This window comes from Streptomyces sp. NPDC002701, from assembly GCF_042889045.1.
Classification (GTDB): domain Bacteria; phylum Actinomycetota; class Actinomycetes; order Streptomycetales; family Streptomycetaceae; genus Streptomyces.
The window spans coordinates 160,651-173,467 of sequence record NZ_JBIAQL010000014.1 but is presented as its reverse complement, the minus strand read 5'-3'; the positions used below and the strand labels follow the sequence as shown (position 1 = coordinate 173,467).

Below are 12,817 nucleotides of genomic sequence, written 5' to 3'. Positions count from 1 at the left end.
TCGGGGCGGGTGGTGGTGTGTGTCCGGAGCGGCGGTGGACCCCGGGCGCCCGGGTGGTCAGCCGGCCCGGACCACCGACTCCGCGTGCCTGCGGGCCAGTTCGAGGGTCGCGGTGGAGTTGCGGCCGAGCGCCTCGCGGACGTACCGCCTGGCCTGCGTGAGGTCCGCGCCCGGGCCGAGGACCCGTTCGACGGCGTCCTCGCGCAGCACCACGCTGTGCTGGGCCACGGCGGTCGTGCCGTTCTCGCCGGACACCACGGACCACTCGCCGGTGTGCGCCTCCATCAGCGCGGGCGTGGTCGTCTGCTTGTAGACGATGCGGCCGGCGTGCGGGAAGCAGATCCGTACGGACTCCGTGGTGTGCACGGCGCCGTCCGCGGTGAGCGTGTCCATCGCCATGACCTGGACGCCGGGTGTGTCCTCGGTGAGGTCCAGCCGGGACACGTGGGGGATCAGCCGGGGCCAGTCGCCGGCCCGGTGGAGGAAGTCGTGGACCAGTTCGGCGGGCGCGTCCACGTGGACCGAGTCCTCGAAGGACAGCACCAGGTCGTCGAGTCGTGTCCAGCGCTCGGCGAGCCCGCGCAGACTGGCCAGCTCGGCGCGGGAGTTGGTGTCGACCGCCCGCTCCACCCAGGCCACGTCCTGCGCCCGGTCGCCGTGGACGGTGAAGTCGTGCAGCAGGGTCAGCAGGGTGGTGCCGCCCGGCAGTTCCGCGACCGCCCAGGTGCCCCGCATCATGTCCACCGGCGCCTGGGGGTGCGCCTGGCTGAACTCCACCCGCCGGGTGCCCGGGTCCTGCACGCGCCGCGATATCCAGGACCGCACCTGGCCGTTGGCGGTCGCCCACATCCGCAGCCGCTCGTTGGTGCCGTCCGTCTCCAGGCGCTCCACGTGGAGGTTCGGTGGAAAGAACAGCGGCCAGCGCACCGCGTCCGAGATCAGTCCGTAGACGATCCCGGCCGGCGCGTCCACCTCGGTCGAGTGCGACGTCCTGTGCACGCGCTCACCCGTCACCACACACCTCTGCTTCCCTGCCGTGTCTCAGAAATTGCCCGGCCCGCCGCGTCGGGGGCCCGGGGTGGGGGGCCGCTCATCCCGTGCTCGCCTCGACCGTCTCGAACAGTCCGGGCTCGGGGGTGGCGAGCGGGCCGAGCTGCCCGACCAGCGACTGGAACTCCGTGCTGCGTACCGCCCGCCGGTGTGCGTCGGCGTCCTCCCAGACGGCGAGCTCCAGGTAGACGTTCGGGTGCCAGGCGTGCCGCATGACCTGGTGGCTGACATAGCCGGGCTGGGCGGCCATGAAGGCGGTCAGTTTGTTCTTGACGCCGAGGAAGGTGTCGAGGTCGCCGTGCACGGTCAGTTTGTTGACGAAGGTCACCATGGTCGTCCTCCTGCGGATCTCGGGGGGCGCTTCCCACGTTCTGCCGGACCGCTTGAGGAAGGTTCGAAGAGTGCTCGATCCGGGCGGCGGACAGTGGGGTCCATCCGACGGCACGAAAGGCTGGTCCGCATGACCACCGAGACGCTCGACCGCATCGAAGACCTCGCCGGGCAGCGGGGATTCGGTGACCTGTACGCCCGGGTGCAGCGGTTCTACGCGCACCAGATGCAGCTGTTCGACCTGCACGACGCCGACGGGTGGGCCGCGACGTTCACCGAGGACGCCGTCTTCACCGTGCCGACCGTGCCCGGCCCGGTGCGCGGCCGGGCGGAACTGGCGGCCAACGTGCTGCGCAACCGGGCCCGTCAGGGGGACAGCGGCGAGCAGCACCGGCACTGGATCGGCATGCTCGACGTGCAGGGCGGCCCGGACGGCTCCCTGCGCACCCGCTGCTACGCGCTGGTGTACGTCACTCCGCGGGGCGGCAGTTCCGAGGTGCTGCGGGTGTGTGTCATGGAGGACGTACTGGTCCTCGTGGACGGCGAGTGGCTCACCCGGCGACGGGTGGTCACCCGGGACGACCTGGCCTGAGGGGGCTGACGACATGACGGTGCAGACCACGGAACAGCACACGGCGCCCACCGCGGCGGGGACAGCCAGCGAGCGGTTCGCGGCCGGCGACTCCGCCCTGTACGCGCGCGTCCAGCAGTTCTACGCGGACCAGGTCGCGCTGCTGGACGAGATGCGCGCGGAGGAGTTCGCGGCGACGTTCACGCCCGACGGCGTCCTGTCGCCCTCGCCCGCGGTCCCCGCCGCCCACGGGCGGGCGGCCATCGCGGCGGCGCTGCGTGCCGCGCACGAGAGGCGGTTCGGCGCGGAGGCGGTGCGCCGGCGGCACTGGTACAACATGCTGCGGGTGTCGGTGCGTCCCGACGGGGCCCTGCAGACGCGCTACTACACGCTGGTGGCGGTCACCCGGCCCTGGAACCCGGTGCCGGACATCGGGCCGAGCGCCGTGGTGGAGGACCTGCTGGTGTGCGAGGACGGCCGGCTGTTCACGCGGGAGCGCCGCGTCGTCCCGGACCACCTGTCCTTCTGACGGTCCGTCCGCGCGGGGAACGGCTCACGGAGGTCCACGGAGGGCTCCCGGTCCGGCGTGCTCAGGCGCGGCAGACCGGGAGCCCTCCGTGGTAGCGCGTCATCTCCGCGAACAGCGCGGGGATGTCCAGCGGGTCGCCGGGCCGGCCGCCGAGGGCCTCGTGGAAGGCGCGGTGCAGGTTGGGCACGAGCCGTTCGGCGTCGAGCAGGTCGGCGTACGGGCCGGGGCCTGCCTCGCGGGCGGTCTCCAGCGGGCCGAGTCCGGCGGCCAGACCGTCGGCGGCCAGTCGCTGCAGGCGGCGCAGATAGCCCTCGTCGGCGTCGAACAGCTCCGGTCCGCCGACCGGCCCGTGGCCGGGGACGACCGTGCGGGCGCCGAGGGCCCGCAGGGTGCGCAGTGCCTCCAGGGAGCCGGCGACCGATCCCATCGGGCAGAACGGTGTCACCCCCGACATGACGAGGTCCCCGGTGAACAGCACCCGCTGCTCGGGCAGCCAGACGACGGTGTCACCGGTGGTGTGGGCGGGCCCCGGGTGCAGCAGTTCGGCGCGCAGGGTGCCCGCGTGCACGGTCATCCGGTCGCGGTAGGTGAGGTGCGGCGTCACCACCTCCGGTTCGCCCCAGCACACGTCGGGCCACAGGGCGGTCAGGTGCAGTCCGGCCGCGGTGATGTCGTCGCGGGCCCGTTCGTGGGCGACGACCAGCGCCTCGGGGAAGAGGTGGTTGCCGAAGGTGTGGTCGCCGTGGAAGTGGGTGGCGACCAGCAGGCGCGGAGGGCGCGGCACGGTGCGCAGCACCGCCTCGCGCAGCCGCAGGGCCCGTGCGCGGGTCGCGGCGGTGTCGACCAGGACGGCGTCGGCGCCGTCGGTGAGCAGTCCGGCGTTGCTGAGGCACCATCCGCCGTCGGGCTGGACGTGGACGTGCACGCCGTCGGCGACCTCGGTCAGCGGACCGGGGCCGCCGCCCGCGCTCACGCCCGGCTCCGGGCGGCCCGGGGTGCCTGCGATGCCTGCGGTGTCCGGGGCGCGGGGGCCGTGAACAAATCGGTGCGTACGGTGGCCGGGTCGGGGCCGTGGGCGATGCGGTGGGTGATGCGTTCGCCGACGCGGGAGCGGGTGACCACGGCGGCGGCCCGGGAGCGCAGCCGGGTCACGACGGGGCCGCTGCGGCCCAGCAGCGCCTTGGCCTGGACCCGCTGGATCCGGTGCACGGTCGCGGCCGCCGGCCGGCGCCGACGCTCGTAGGGCAGCAGCCGTGTCCGGCTCGCGTCGCCCGCGCGGACGGCGTCGAGCAGGACGGGATGGGCGGCGGCCGCGTCCTGCAGGGCGAGGTTGATGCCCTGGGCGCCGATCGGCCCGTGGGTGTGGGCGCTGTCGCCGACGAGCAGCAGCCCGTCGTCCACCCACCGGTCGGCCTGCGCGGCGAACACGTCGAGCAGGGTGAGGTCCGACAGCGTACGCAGGTGCTCGTGGATCAGGTCCGCGAAACCGGGCAGCATGGCCGCGAGTTCCTGGCGGATGTCGTCGATGCCGCGGACCGCGACCAGGTTCCAGGTGCGGTGCGGCAGGGTCCAGCCGACACGCAGCCGGTCCGGGTGGGCGTCGTGCACGAGCAGCGCGCCGTGGCCGGTGCGGTGCACCCGTACCGCTCCGGTGGCGCGGCCCGGGGCCGGCAGCGAGAACCAGGCCACGTCCTGGTCGAACACCTCCCGGCGGCCGGCGTCGATCCTGGCCAGCATCCGGGTGCGGGAGTGGCGGCCGTCGGCGCCGACGACGACCCCGGTGCGCACGGTGGTGGTCCCGCCGTCGTGCCGGCGGGCCACCACGCCGGTGATCCGTTCGTCCTCGCGCACCAGCGCGCAGACGCGGTGCCCCTCCAGGAAGGTGAAGCCGGGCAGTGCCCGGCAGGCGGTGAGCAGTTCGTCCAGCAGGTGCCGCTGGGGCAGCGCGAGCAGGCAGTCGTACGGCGGTGTCAGCCGGCGGTAGTCGATGTCGAGCAGCACCCGCTCGTCCTGCAGGACCTGGAAGCCGCCGAGTTCGCGGGCGCCCCGGGCACGGGCGGCGGCGAGGACGCCGAGTTCGTCGAGGACGCGCTGTCCGCCGGGCTGGAGTATCTCGCCGTAGAAGTCGCGGCGCAGTCCGGTGGAGCGTTCCACCAGGGTGACGCCGACGCCGGAGCGCAGCAGCATCAGGGTGAGGGCGAGCCCGGCGGGGCCCGCGCCGACCACACAGACGTCGGCGCGCGGGCCGTCGGCCCGGCTCATGGCGGGCACGTTCAGTGAGGAGGTCATCGCGGTGGTCCCCCGTCAGGCGGCGGTGCGTGCGGACAGGGCGCCGTTGACGAGGTCGAGGTACTGGCGCGGCGTCTCCGCCTCGTCCAGCGCCTCCTCGTCGAGCGTGATGCCGTGGTCGCGCTCGACGACGCCGGTGACCTGGAGCAGGGCCAGGGAGTCGTAGCCCAGGTCGAAGAAGGGGGTGTCCAGGACGTCGTCGGTCAGGTCGATGCCTTCCCCCTCGCCGGCGAACGTGCGCAGCAGGACGGTGAGTTCGGTGAGCTCCAGCCGGTCCACGATGGTGCCTCGTCTTCCTTGGGTCCAGGGGTGTCGGGTCCGTCGTCAGCGGGCTGCCCGTACGACCGTCGCGGCGTTGAAGCCGCCCCGGCCGCGGGCCAGTACGAGCGCGGTGCGCAGCCGGGCGGGGCGGGCCCCGCCGGTCACGAGGTCCAGGGGGCAGTCGCCGGCGACGCGCCGGGTGCCGGTGGTCGGGGGGATGACCTGGTCGCGCAGGGCCAGCAGGGCCGCCGCCAGGTCCACCGCGGAGCCGCCCGAGAGCAGCCGCCCGGTCATCGACTTGGGGGCGGTGACGGGCACGCCGAACGGTCCGAACAGGGCGGTCAGGGCCTGTGCCTCCGCCCGGTCGGCGTCGCGTTCGCCGGCCGCGTCGGCGAACACGACGTCCACCTCGGCCGGGCCGATCCCGGCGTCCGCCAGGGCGAGTTCGGCGGCGGCGAGCAGCCGGGGCGGTCCGGTGCCGGGCGCCGGGTCGAAGGTGGCCGCGCAGCCGGCGACGGTGCCGAGGACGGTGGCGCCGCGGGCGCGGGCGGTGTCGCCGTCCTCGATGACGAACAGCGCGCCGCCCTCCCCCACGACGTGGCCGCGGGCGTCGGCGTCGAACGGCAGGTAGGCCCGGTCGGGGTCCTCGGCGGTGCTCATGCCGCCCGCGGCCAGGTGGGCGGTCCACCCCCAGGGGCACAGGGTGGAGTCGGCGCCGCCGGCCACCACGGCGTGCACGCCCCGGCGCAGCTGGCGGCGGGCCTGGGCGACGGCGTCGAGGCCGCCGGCCTGTTCGGAGACGATCACGCCGCTGGGCCCGCGCAGGCCGTGCCGGATGGAGATCTGGCCGGAGTTGGCCGCGTAGAACCAGGCGAAGGACTGGTAGGCGCCGACGTGTTTGCTGCCGCGGCTCCACAGGGCCTGCAGTTCCCGCTGGCCGAACTCGAACCCGCCGGCCGCGTTGGCGGTGACCACGCCGACGGCGTAGTCGGGCAGCTCGGCGGGGTCCAGTGCGGCCGTCTCCAGCGCCTGCGCGGCGGCGGCGAGCGCGAGCCGGGTGACCCGGTCGGTCTGCGGGAGCAGCCGTCCGGGCACGTGCTCGGCGTCGTCGAAGCCGTGCACCTCGCCGGCCAGCCCGACGGGCCAGCCGGAGACGTCGAAGCGGGTGACGGGGGCGATGGCGTTGTGCCCGCTCAGCACGGAAGCCCACCAGGTCTCGGTGCCGACGCCGCCGGGTGCGACGACGCCGAGGCCGGTGACGGCGGCCGTCATGTCGCGGGCCCCGATGAGCCCTCTCTCCTGTGCCGCGAGGGCGGTCATACGGCAACCTCCGGTCGCCTGTCGGTGAGGACCATCGCGCTCTGGAAGCCGCCGAAGCCGCTGCCGACGCTGAGTACGGTGTCGGTGCGCTGCGCACGGGCGGTCAGGGGCGTGTAGTCGAGGTCGCAGTCGGGGTCGGGGTCGTGCAGGTTGGCGGTGGGCGGCACGGTGTCGTGGGCGATGGCCAGGGCGCAGGCGGCGATCTCCAGGGAGCCGATCGCGCCGAGCGAGTGCCCGATCATCGACTTGATGGAGCTGACCGGGACGCGGTGGGCGTGCTCGCCCAGGCTGCGTTTGAACGCGGCCGTCTCGTGCTTGTCGTTCTGCTTGGTGCCGGATCCGTGGGCGTTGACGTAGTCGACGTCCGTGGGGTTCAGGCGTGCCTCCAGCAGCGCGACGCGGATCGCCTCGGCCATCTCCGCGCCGTCCAGCCGCAGCCCCGTCATGTGGTAGGCGTTGGAGCGGCTGGCGAACCCGGCGATCTCGGCGTACACGCGGGCGCCGCGCCGCAGCGCCCGCCCGTACTCCTCCAGGACGAGCACGGCGCAGCCCTCGCCGAGGACGAAGCCGTTGCGGGTGCGGTCGAAGGGGCGGGAGGCGGTCGCGGGATCGTCGTTGCGGGCCGAGGTGGCGCGGATGGCGTCGAAGGAGGCCAGGGTGATCGGGGTGATCGGCGCCTCGGCGGCGCCCGCGACCATCACGTCGGCGCTGCCCTCGCGGATGAGTTCGACGGCGTGGCCGAGCGCGTCCAGGCCGGAGGTGCAGCCGGTGGAGACGACGGCGACCGGGCCCTGCGCACCGGCGTCCCGGGCGACCTCTGCGGCCAGCGAACTGGGCACCAGGTAGTCGCCGAGCCGTGCCTCGGCGCGGGTGTGGTCCAGTTGCCAGTCGGCGCCGTGCTCGCTGACGTGCGCGTAGATCTCGTCGAGGCCGCTGCTGCAGCCGACGGCGCTGCCGAGGACCACGCCGGTGCGCTCGGCCGTGGCGGCGGTGTCCAGGCCGCTGTCGGCGACCGCCTCGCGGGCCGCGACCAGCCCGAACTGGGCGGCCCTGTCCAGGCGTCGGGCCTCGGCGGCGGTGAAGCCGTGCCGGGCCGGGTCGAAGTCGACCTCGGCGGCGATCCGCGACCGGAACGCCGAGGCGTCGAAGAGGGTGATGGGGCGGGTGGCGGTGCGGCCCTCGGTCAGCAGGGACCAGAACGCGGCGGTGCCCACGCCGCCGGGCGCGACCACACCGATCCCCGTGATGGCGACTCGTCTCATCGGCTGTCCCTCACGTCGGTCCTCCTGTGGTCGTCGGTGCGGGGTGCGCCGCCAGCCGGCGTACGACGCGGCAGGCCCGTCCGAGCAGACGGGGCAAAGAGTGCTCCCGTACGAAGAAGTGGTCCCCGGGCAGCGTGCGGGTGATCACCGGTCCTGCCGTCCAGCGGTGCCAGCCGGCCACCACGGCGGGTGGGGCGAGCGGGTCGTCCGCGCCCGCGACGGCGAGTACCGGTACCTGGAAGGGGCCGCCGGTCACCGGCCGGCGGGCGGCGTGGCGCAGGGCGTTCGCGAGGGTCAGGTCGTCGCGCAGCACCGGCAGGACCATGCGCCGCCACAGGTCGCCGGGGACCGTGTCCCCGGGGCCGGCGCCCACGGCGTCGAGCATGTCCCGCAGCCGCTCCGCGGATGTGCCGCAGGCGTCGGAGAGGGCCGAGGCGGCGTCGGGGGGCGGGCAGGCGCCCACGGCGAGCAGCGCGGGGGCGGGAAGGCCGGCTTCGTGCAGGGCGCGGGCAAGTGTGTAGGCGACCAGCGCGCCCAGGCTGTGGCCGTAGAGCACGTACGGGCCGGCGGGGGTGCGGAAGTGGTCGAGCAGGTCGGACAGCAGCGCCTCGCGGCCGGTCACCCGGGGCTCGCGGCGGCGCCGTTCGCGGCCCGGCAGCAGGTGTGGCACGGGCGGCACGCCCTCGCCCAGGCCGGCGGACCAGCCGTGGAAGGCGGAGGTTCCGGCTCCGGCGTGCGCGAAGCAGTGCAGCGGCACCGGCGGTGCGTCGGACATGGACCGTCCCTCCTGTGCGGGCTCCCCGGACTGCCCGTGCTTGTGGCAGCCACGCCCGCCCAGCGTCGTGCGCGCGCCTCGAGCCGTACTCGGACTCAGGCGGCGTACAGGTTGAAGGTGGAGGTACGGCGCGGCCCGCAGACCACGTCGAGGGCGGGGTCGACGGTGAGCATCGCCTGGTGCAGCCGCTGCAGTTGCGGCGACGGCTCCACGCCCAGGTCCTCGATGAGCCGGCCGCGCAGCCGGCGGTAGACGTCCAGTGCGGTGGCCTGCCGGCCGGAACGGTACAGCGCGACGATGGCCTGGGAGTGCAGGCCCTCGTGCTGCGGGTGACGGGCGATCAGGTCGGTCAGCTCGGCGATGAGTTCGGCGTGCCGGCCGAGCCTGAGGTCGGCGTCGATGCGCCGCTCTATGGTGCCGAGACGGCTCTCCTCCAGCCGCATGACCTCGATCTCCAGGATCGGCCCCACCCGGACGTCGACCAGCGCCGGCCCCTGCCACAGGGCGAGGGCGTCCCGGAACAGGTCGGCGGCCCGGTCGTCCCGCGCCTCCTCGAAGGCGGCCTGGCCGGCCGTCACGAGCTGCTCGTAGCGGTGGACGTCGACGCTCTCCGGCGGGACCTGGAGCAGGTACCCGCCGTGCCGGGTGGCGAGGACCTCCTTGGCCCGGCCGGGGACGTCGGGTCCCATGGCGGTGCCGAGGCGGCGGCGCAGCTGGAGTATGTACGTCTGCATGGTCGTCATGGCGCTCTGCGGCATGTTGGTGCCCCAGATCTCCTCCATGAGCGTGGGCACGGGCATGACCCGGCCCGGATAGAAGGCGAGCAGCGCGAGGATCTGCCTCGGCTTGCCCGCAGTCGGAACGATCGAGACCCCGTTGACGTCGGCGCGCAACGGACCCAGAACCTGTATCTCCACGGTTTCCTCCCGTACCGGTTGGAGTGGTCGAGGCCCCTCGTGGCTCAAAGCCGTCGGCCGTGAAGCAAGCTAGCCCGGTTCGCGCCGTACCCCTCGACATCTTTAGTGGCGTTCGAGCGACTCTGCACACGCGGGCCCTTCACCTGGCGACGCCCTGCTCAAGAACGGTTTCACGACCGCTGGAGCGGCACTCGCGGGCACCGGCGCCGATGCCGTTCGGCGGCTATCGTCCGAAGAGTCCGCCCTTGCCACCGGAGCGCCGTCGGACCGGATTACGACCCTCCGGTTTTCGGCCGGACCACCCCGCGGGACGACCCCGCGGGACGACCGGCCCGCACCGCACGACCGGCCCGCCGCCCCATCGCCCCATCGGCCCACCGACCCACTTGTCCGCCGACCCAGCTGTCCGCCGACCCGCCGACCGACGAGGGAGCCCCCATGGATCGCCCACCGGACGGTGCCGTACCGACCGCGTGGCCCGCCGGCGCCGACGGCGGTCCGCCGGCGGGGCCCGAGGCCGCCGGGGAGACGGAGTTCCGGCTGCTGGGCCCGGTGGAACTGCACGACGGCGCGACGGGCGCCGGCATCGTGCCCCCGGGCTCCAAGCAGCGCGCCCTGCTGTCGGCGCTCGTCCTGCACGCCGACCGGCTGCTGTCCGCCGACCGGCTCACCGAGGAGCTGTGGGGCGACCACCCGCCGACGAACGCCGGCAACGCCCTGCAGGCCCATGTGGCCCGGCTGCGGCGGCTGCTGCCCGAACCGGGCGGGAGCGCGGACGGCCATGAGTGGATCAGCACGCTGCCGACCGGTTATCTGCTGAGCCTCGGGCCCGCCACCACCGACGTCCAGCGTTTCCACCGTCTGTCCGACCGGGGCCGGGCGGCGGTCTCGGCCGACCCGCGGCACGCGGTCCGGCTGCTGCGGCACGCCCTGTCCCTGTGGCGCGGCCCCGCCCTCCAGGACAGCCGGTACGGCCCGATCTGCGCGGGTGAGGCGGACCGGCTGGAGGAACACCGGCTGGCGGCCCTGGAGGCGCTGTACGAGGCGAGCCTGCGCTGCGGCCGGCACGGCCAGATCACCGGCGAGCTGGAGAAGCTGACCGTCGACCATCCGCTGCGCGAGCGGTTCTACGACCTGCTGATGGTCGCGATGTACCGCGGCGGCCGGCAGGCCGAGGCGCTCGGCGTCTACGAGCGGGCCCGGCGGCGCCTGGTGGACGCGCTCGGCATCGAGCCGGGCCCGGCGCTGCGTGCCCGGATGGAGGCGATCCTCCACCACGCCCCCGACCTGTCGGCCCCGGCCCCGCAGCTTCCCCGGGGCGAGCCCTCGACCCTGACGGAGGCGCTGGAGCTCGGTGGCGAGATCGCCCGACTGCAGTGGCGCATCGACGAACTGAACCGTTCCCAGGAGGACCTCGTACGCCGCTACGACACGATGGTCGCCCGGCTCCCGCAGAGTCCGCCCCGGCACGTCACGCCCTGACCGGCGGGCCGGAGCCGGCCCTCCCTGGGCCGGCCTCCTGTCCGGCCCCCCTGTCCGGGCGGCCGGCCGTCAGCGTCCCCAGCGCAGCAGCGTCGTCCCCAGGGTCATCCCGCCGCCGAACCCGGCCATCAGCACCAGTTCGCCGTCGCGCGGCTCCCCGCCGCGGCGGGCATGGTCGAGGGCGAGCGGGATGGAGGCGGCGCCCGTGTTCCCGTGCCGGTCCACCGGCAGGTGCACCCGGGCCGAGGTCAGTCCCAGGTGCCCGACGACACCGCGCAGCATCTCCCCGTTGGCCTGGTGCGGCACGAAGTGGTCGACGTCGGCCGCCGCCACCCCGAACGCCGCCAGCGTGCCGGCGACCTCCCGCGGCAGCTCCCGCTCGACGAACTCCCGCACCTCGCGGCCCCGCATCCGGAACCAGTGGTCGCCGCGGGCCACGGTCTTCTCGGAGGCGGGCAGTCTGCTGCCGCCCGCGTGGACCCCGATCAGCTCGTGCAGCCGTCCGTCGGTGCGCATGCCCGTGCCGAGGAAGCCGCGGCCCTCGCGGACCGGCCCGACCACCACCGCCCCCGCGCCGTCGCCGAACAGCGGCGCGGTCCTGCGGTCGCCCGGGTCGATGATCCGCGAGTACACCTCGGTGCCGACGACCAGGGCCAGCCGGCGTCCGCCGCCGTCCCCGTCGGACGCGAGCAGCCGGGTCCCGGTGTGCAGGGCGGCCACGAACCCGGCGCACACGGCGTTGACGTCGAAGGCCGCGGCGCCGTGGGCGCCCAGCCGGTGCTGGAGGAAGGCGGCGGTGGCGGGCTGCGGATGGTCCGGTGTCGAGGTCGCCACGATGATCCAGGCGAGGTCCTCGGGCCGCGCCCCGGCGTCGTCCAGCGCCCGGACGGCCGCCGCGGCGGCCAGGTCGGACGCCGCCTCGTGATCGGCGGCGTAGCGGCGCTCCACGATGCCCGTGCGGCGCTCGATCCACTCGGCGCTCACGCCGGCCGGCGCCGCGACCGTCTCGTTGCTCACCACCCGCTCGGGGAGGTAGGAGCCGGTGCCCAGGACGCCGAGCCCGCCGAGGGCCGGCGCGTACACGGTCATGACGCGACCGCGGGTGCGGCGAACCGGTCCAGACGCTCCGTCAGGAGCCCGGTCATCTCCGCCTGCCGGTCGGCGAGGAAGAAGTGGCCGCCGGCCAGCACGTGCAGGGCGAAGCCGGCCGTGGTGTGCGTGTGCCAGGCCCGCACCTCGTCGACCGACGCCTTGGGGTCGCGGTCGCCGGTGAACGCGGTGACGGGGCAGTCCAGCGGGGCACCCGGCCGGTAGCGGTAGCGGCCCAGGGCCCGGTAGTCGGCGCGCAGCGCGGGCAGGATCATGCGCAGGGTGTCCGGGTCCTCCAGCAGGGTGCTGCCGGTGCCGTTCAGGGCCCGTATCTCGGCGACGACCTCGTCGTCGGTGGCCGGCTGCGGGTCGTCGTCACGGTGCAGCGAGGGGGCGCGGCGCCCGGAGACGAACAGTTCCGCGGGCGCGTGGCCGGCGGCCTCCAGGCGGCGGGCCGCCTCGAACGCGACGACCGCGCCCATGCTGTGCCCGAACAGCGCGTAGGGGCGGTCGGTCAGCGGCAGGAGTTCCTCGGCGATCCGGTCGGCGAGGGTCTCCAGGTCGGTGGCGGCCGGCTCGCCGCGCCGGTCCTGCCGGCCCGGGTACTGCACGGCCAGTACCTCGGCCCGGGGGGCCAGGGCGCGAGCCAGGGGGAAGTAGAAGCCGGCCGAACCACCGGCGTGCGGCAGGCAGACCAGGCGTACGGGTGCCTGCGGTGCCGGGTGGAAGATCCTGCACCAAGGGCTGTCGCCGGGTGTTCCGGTCATGAGCTCTCCTAAGGGCCTGGCGTGCGCGAACCAGCATGCGCGCCGGCGGGGCCCCGGGGACTCCCCTGTCCTCCCCCTGGAACCGGGGCGGGCGAACACCGGGGGTGGTCTGGGGTGCCCGGGCGGCGGCCCGGTGTTCCACGCTGCTGTCCGGGGTGCAGTCGCGCAGCCGTGT

Annotated in this window: 14 protein-coding genes; 3 read left to right on the top strand and 11 right to left on the bottom strand. The window is 74.8% G+C overall.

The genetic code is table 11. The features are described 5' to 3' along the window. Positions 1-57: 57 nt before the first annotated feature. Positions 58-1,014, bottom strand: a complete 957-nt coding sequence (locus ACFYXC_RS29715; RefSeq protein WP_389555030.1) for an aromatase/cyclase — start codon at positions 1,012-1,014, stop codon at positions 58-60. Positions 1,015-1,090: 76 nt separating this feature from the next. Then, positions 1,091-1,381: an antibiotic biosynthesis monooxygenase family protein gene (locus ACFYXC_RS29710; protein ID WP_388915769.1), complete on the bottom strand. Its 291-nt coding sequence runs from the start codon at positions 1,379-1,381 to the stop codon at positions 1,091-1,093. 129 nt (positions 1,382-1,510) lie between these two features. Here ACFYXC_RS29710 and ACFYXC_RS29705 point away from each other — a divergent pair, with 129 nt between their 5' ends. Next, positions 1,511-1,972 carry a nuclear transport factor 2 family protein gene (locus tag ACFYXC_RS29705; protein ID WP_389555027.1) on the top strand — a complete coding sequence of 154 codons (462 nt, stop codon included), beginning with the start codon at positions 1,511-1,513 and terminating at the stop codon, positions 1,970-1,972. A 13-nt stretch (positions 1,973-1,985) separates the two neighbouring features. Next, on the top strand, positions 1,986-2,480 hold the full coding sequence (locus ACFYXC_RS29700; RefSeq protein WP_389555026.1) for a nuclear transport factor 2 family protein: 495 nt from the start codon (positions 1,986-1,988) through the stop codon (positions 2,478-2,480). Positions 2,481-2,541: 61 nt separating this feature from the next. On the opposite strand, the gene ACFYXC_RS29695 is transcribed toward ACFYXC_RS29700, so the two are convergent. The 7 genes from ACFYXC_RS29695 to ACFYXC_RS29665 form a co-directional block, all read right to left on the bottom strand. Next, positions 2,542-3,453 carry an MBL fold metallo-hydrolase gene (locus ACFYXC_RS29695; protein ID WP_389555024.1) on the bottom strand — a complete coding sequence of 304 codons (912 nt, stop codon included), beginning with the start codon at positions 3,451-3,453 and terminating at the stop codon, positions 2,542-2,544. Continuing rightward, complete coding sequence (locus ACFYXC_RS29690; protein WP_389555021.1) at positions 3,450-4,769, bottom strand: FAD-dependent monooxygenase; 1,320 nt, start codon at positions 4,767-4,769, stop codon at positions 3,450-3,452. Before ACFYXC_RS29690 ends, ACFYXC_RS29695 begins: the two co-directional genes overlap by 4 nt. 15 nt (positions 4,770-4,784) lie before the next feature. Next, positions 4,785-5,048, bottom strand: a complete 264-nt coding sequence (locus ACFYXC_RS29685) for an acyl carrier protein (RefSeq protein WP_388915785.1) — start codon at positions 5,046-5,048, stop codon at positions 4,785-4,787. Between the two features lie 45 nt (positions 5,049-5,093). Next, positions 5,094-6,350 carry a ketosynthase chain-length factor gene (locus tag ACFYXC_RS29680; RefSeq protein ID WP_388915788.1) on the bottom strand — a complete coding sequence of 419 codons (1,257 nt, stop codon included), beginning with the start codon at positions 6,348-6,350 and terminating at the stop codon, positions 5,094-5,096. Continuing rightward, on the bottom strand, positions 6,347-7,612 hold the full coding sequence (locus tag ACFYXC_RS29675; protein ID WP_389555019.1) for a beta-ketoacyl-[acyl-carrier-protein] synthase family protein: 1,266 nt from the start codon (positions 7,610-7,612) through the stop codon (positions 6,347-6,349). The genes ACFYXC_RS29680 and ACFYXC_RS29675 overlap by 4 nt, the downstream gene beginning before the upstream one ends. 10 nt (positions 7,613-7,622) lie before the next feature. Continuing rightward, positions 7,623-8,387: a thioesterase II family protein gene (locus ACFYXC_RS29670; RefSeq protein WP_389555017.1), complete on the bottom strand. Its 765-nt coding sequence runs from the start codon at positions 8,385-8,387 to the stop codon at positions 7,623-7,625. A 95-nt stretch (positions 8,388-8,482) separates the two neighbouring features. Further along, the gene (locus ACFYXC_RS29665) at positions 8,483-9,304 is read right to left on the bottom strand and encodes a BTAD domain-containing putative transcriptional regulator (protein WP_388915797.1); all 822 of its coding nucleotides are present in this window, start codon (positions 9,302-9,304) and stop codon (positions 8,483-8,485) included. Positions 9,305-9,742: 438 nt separating this feature from the next. On the opposite strand from ACFYXC_RS29665, the gene ACFYXC_RS29660 reads away from it, so the two are divergent. Beyond that, complete coding sequence (locus ACFYXC_RS29660; RefSeq protein WP_389555015.1) at positions 9,743-10,786, top strand: BTAD domain-containing putative transcriptional regulator; 1,044 nt, start codon at positions 9,743-9,745, stop codon at positions 10,784-10,786. A gap of 69 nt (positions 10,787-10,855) precedes the next feature. Here the strand turns inward: ACFYXC_RS29660 and ACFYXC_RS29655 are convergent, their stop codons facing one another. Further along, the gene (locus ACFYXC_RS29655) at positions 10,856-11,875 is read right to left on the bottom strand and encodes a 3-oxoacyl-ACP synthase III family protein (protein WP_389555014.1); all 1,020 of its coding nucleotides are present in this window, start codon (positions 11,873-11,875) and stop codon (positions 10,856-10,858) included. Further along, a complete protein-coding gene (locus ACFYXC_RS29650; protein ID WP_388915806.1) occupies positions 11,872-12,642 on the bottom strand; it encodes a thioesterase II family protein in 771 nt (256 codons plus the stop codon). The genes ACFYXC_RS29655 and ACFYXC_RS29650 overlap by 4 nt, the downstream gene beginning before the upstream one ends. Positions 12,643-12,817 lie beyond the last annotated feature (175 nt).

What these genes read in the sequence shown, in the direction of transcription:
- ACFYXC_RS29710 (WP_388915769.1), bottom strand. Translation starts at nt 1,381, where the DNA reads ATGGTGACCTTCGTCAACAAACTGACCGTGCACGGCGACCTCGACACC.
- ACFYXC_RS29705 (WP_389555027.1), top strand. Translation starts at nt 1,511, where the DNA reads ATGACCACCGAGACGCTCGACCGCATCGAAGACCTCGCCGGGCAGCGG.
- ACFYXC_RS29700 (WP_389555026.1), top strand. Translation starts at nt 1,986, where the DNA reads ATGACGGTGCAGACCACGGAACAGCACACGGCGCCCACCGCGGCGGGG.
- ACFYXC_RS29690 (WP_389555021.1), bottom strand. Translation starts at nt 4,769, where the DNA reads ATGACCTCCTCACTGAACGTGCCCGCCATGAGCCGGGCCGACGGCCCG.
- ACFYXC_RS29680 (WP_388915788.1), bottom strand. Translation starts at nt 6,350, where the DNA reads ATGACCGCCCTCGCGGCACAGGAGAGAGGGCTCATCGGGGCCCGCGAC.
- ACFYXC_RS29675 (WP_389555019.1), bottom strand. Translation starts at nt 7,612, where the DNA reads ATGAGACGAGTCGCCATCACGGGGATCGGTGTGGTCGCGCCCGGCGGC.
- ACFYXC_RS29670 (WP_389555017.1), bottom strand. Translation starts at nt 8,387, where the DNA reads ATGTCCGACGCACCGCCGGTGCCGCTGCACTGCTTCGCGCACGCCGGA.
- ACFYXC_RS29660 (WP_389555015.1), top strand. Translation starts at nt 9,743, where the DNA reads ATGGATCGCCCACCGGACGGTGCCGTACCGACCGCGTGGCCCGCCGGC.
- ACFYXC_RS29655 (WP_389555014.1), bottom strand. Translation starts at nt 11,875, where the DNA reads ATGACCGTGTACGCGCCGGCCCTCGGCGGGCTCGGCGTCCTGGGCACC.
- ACFYXC_RS29650 (WP_388915806.1), bottom strand. Translation starts at nt 12,642, where the DNA reads ATGACCGGAACACCCGGCGACAGCCCTTGGTGCAGGATCTTCCACCCG.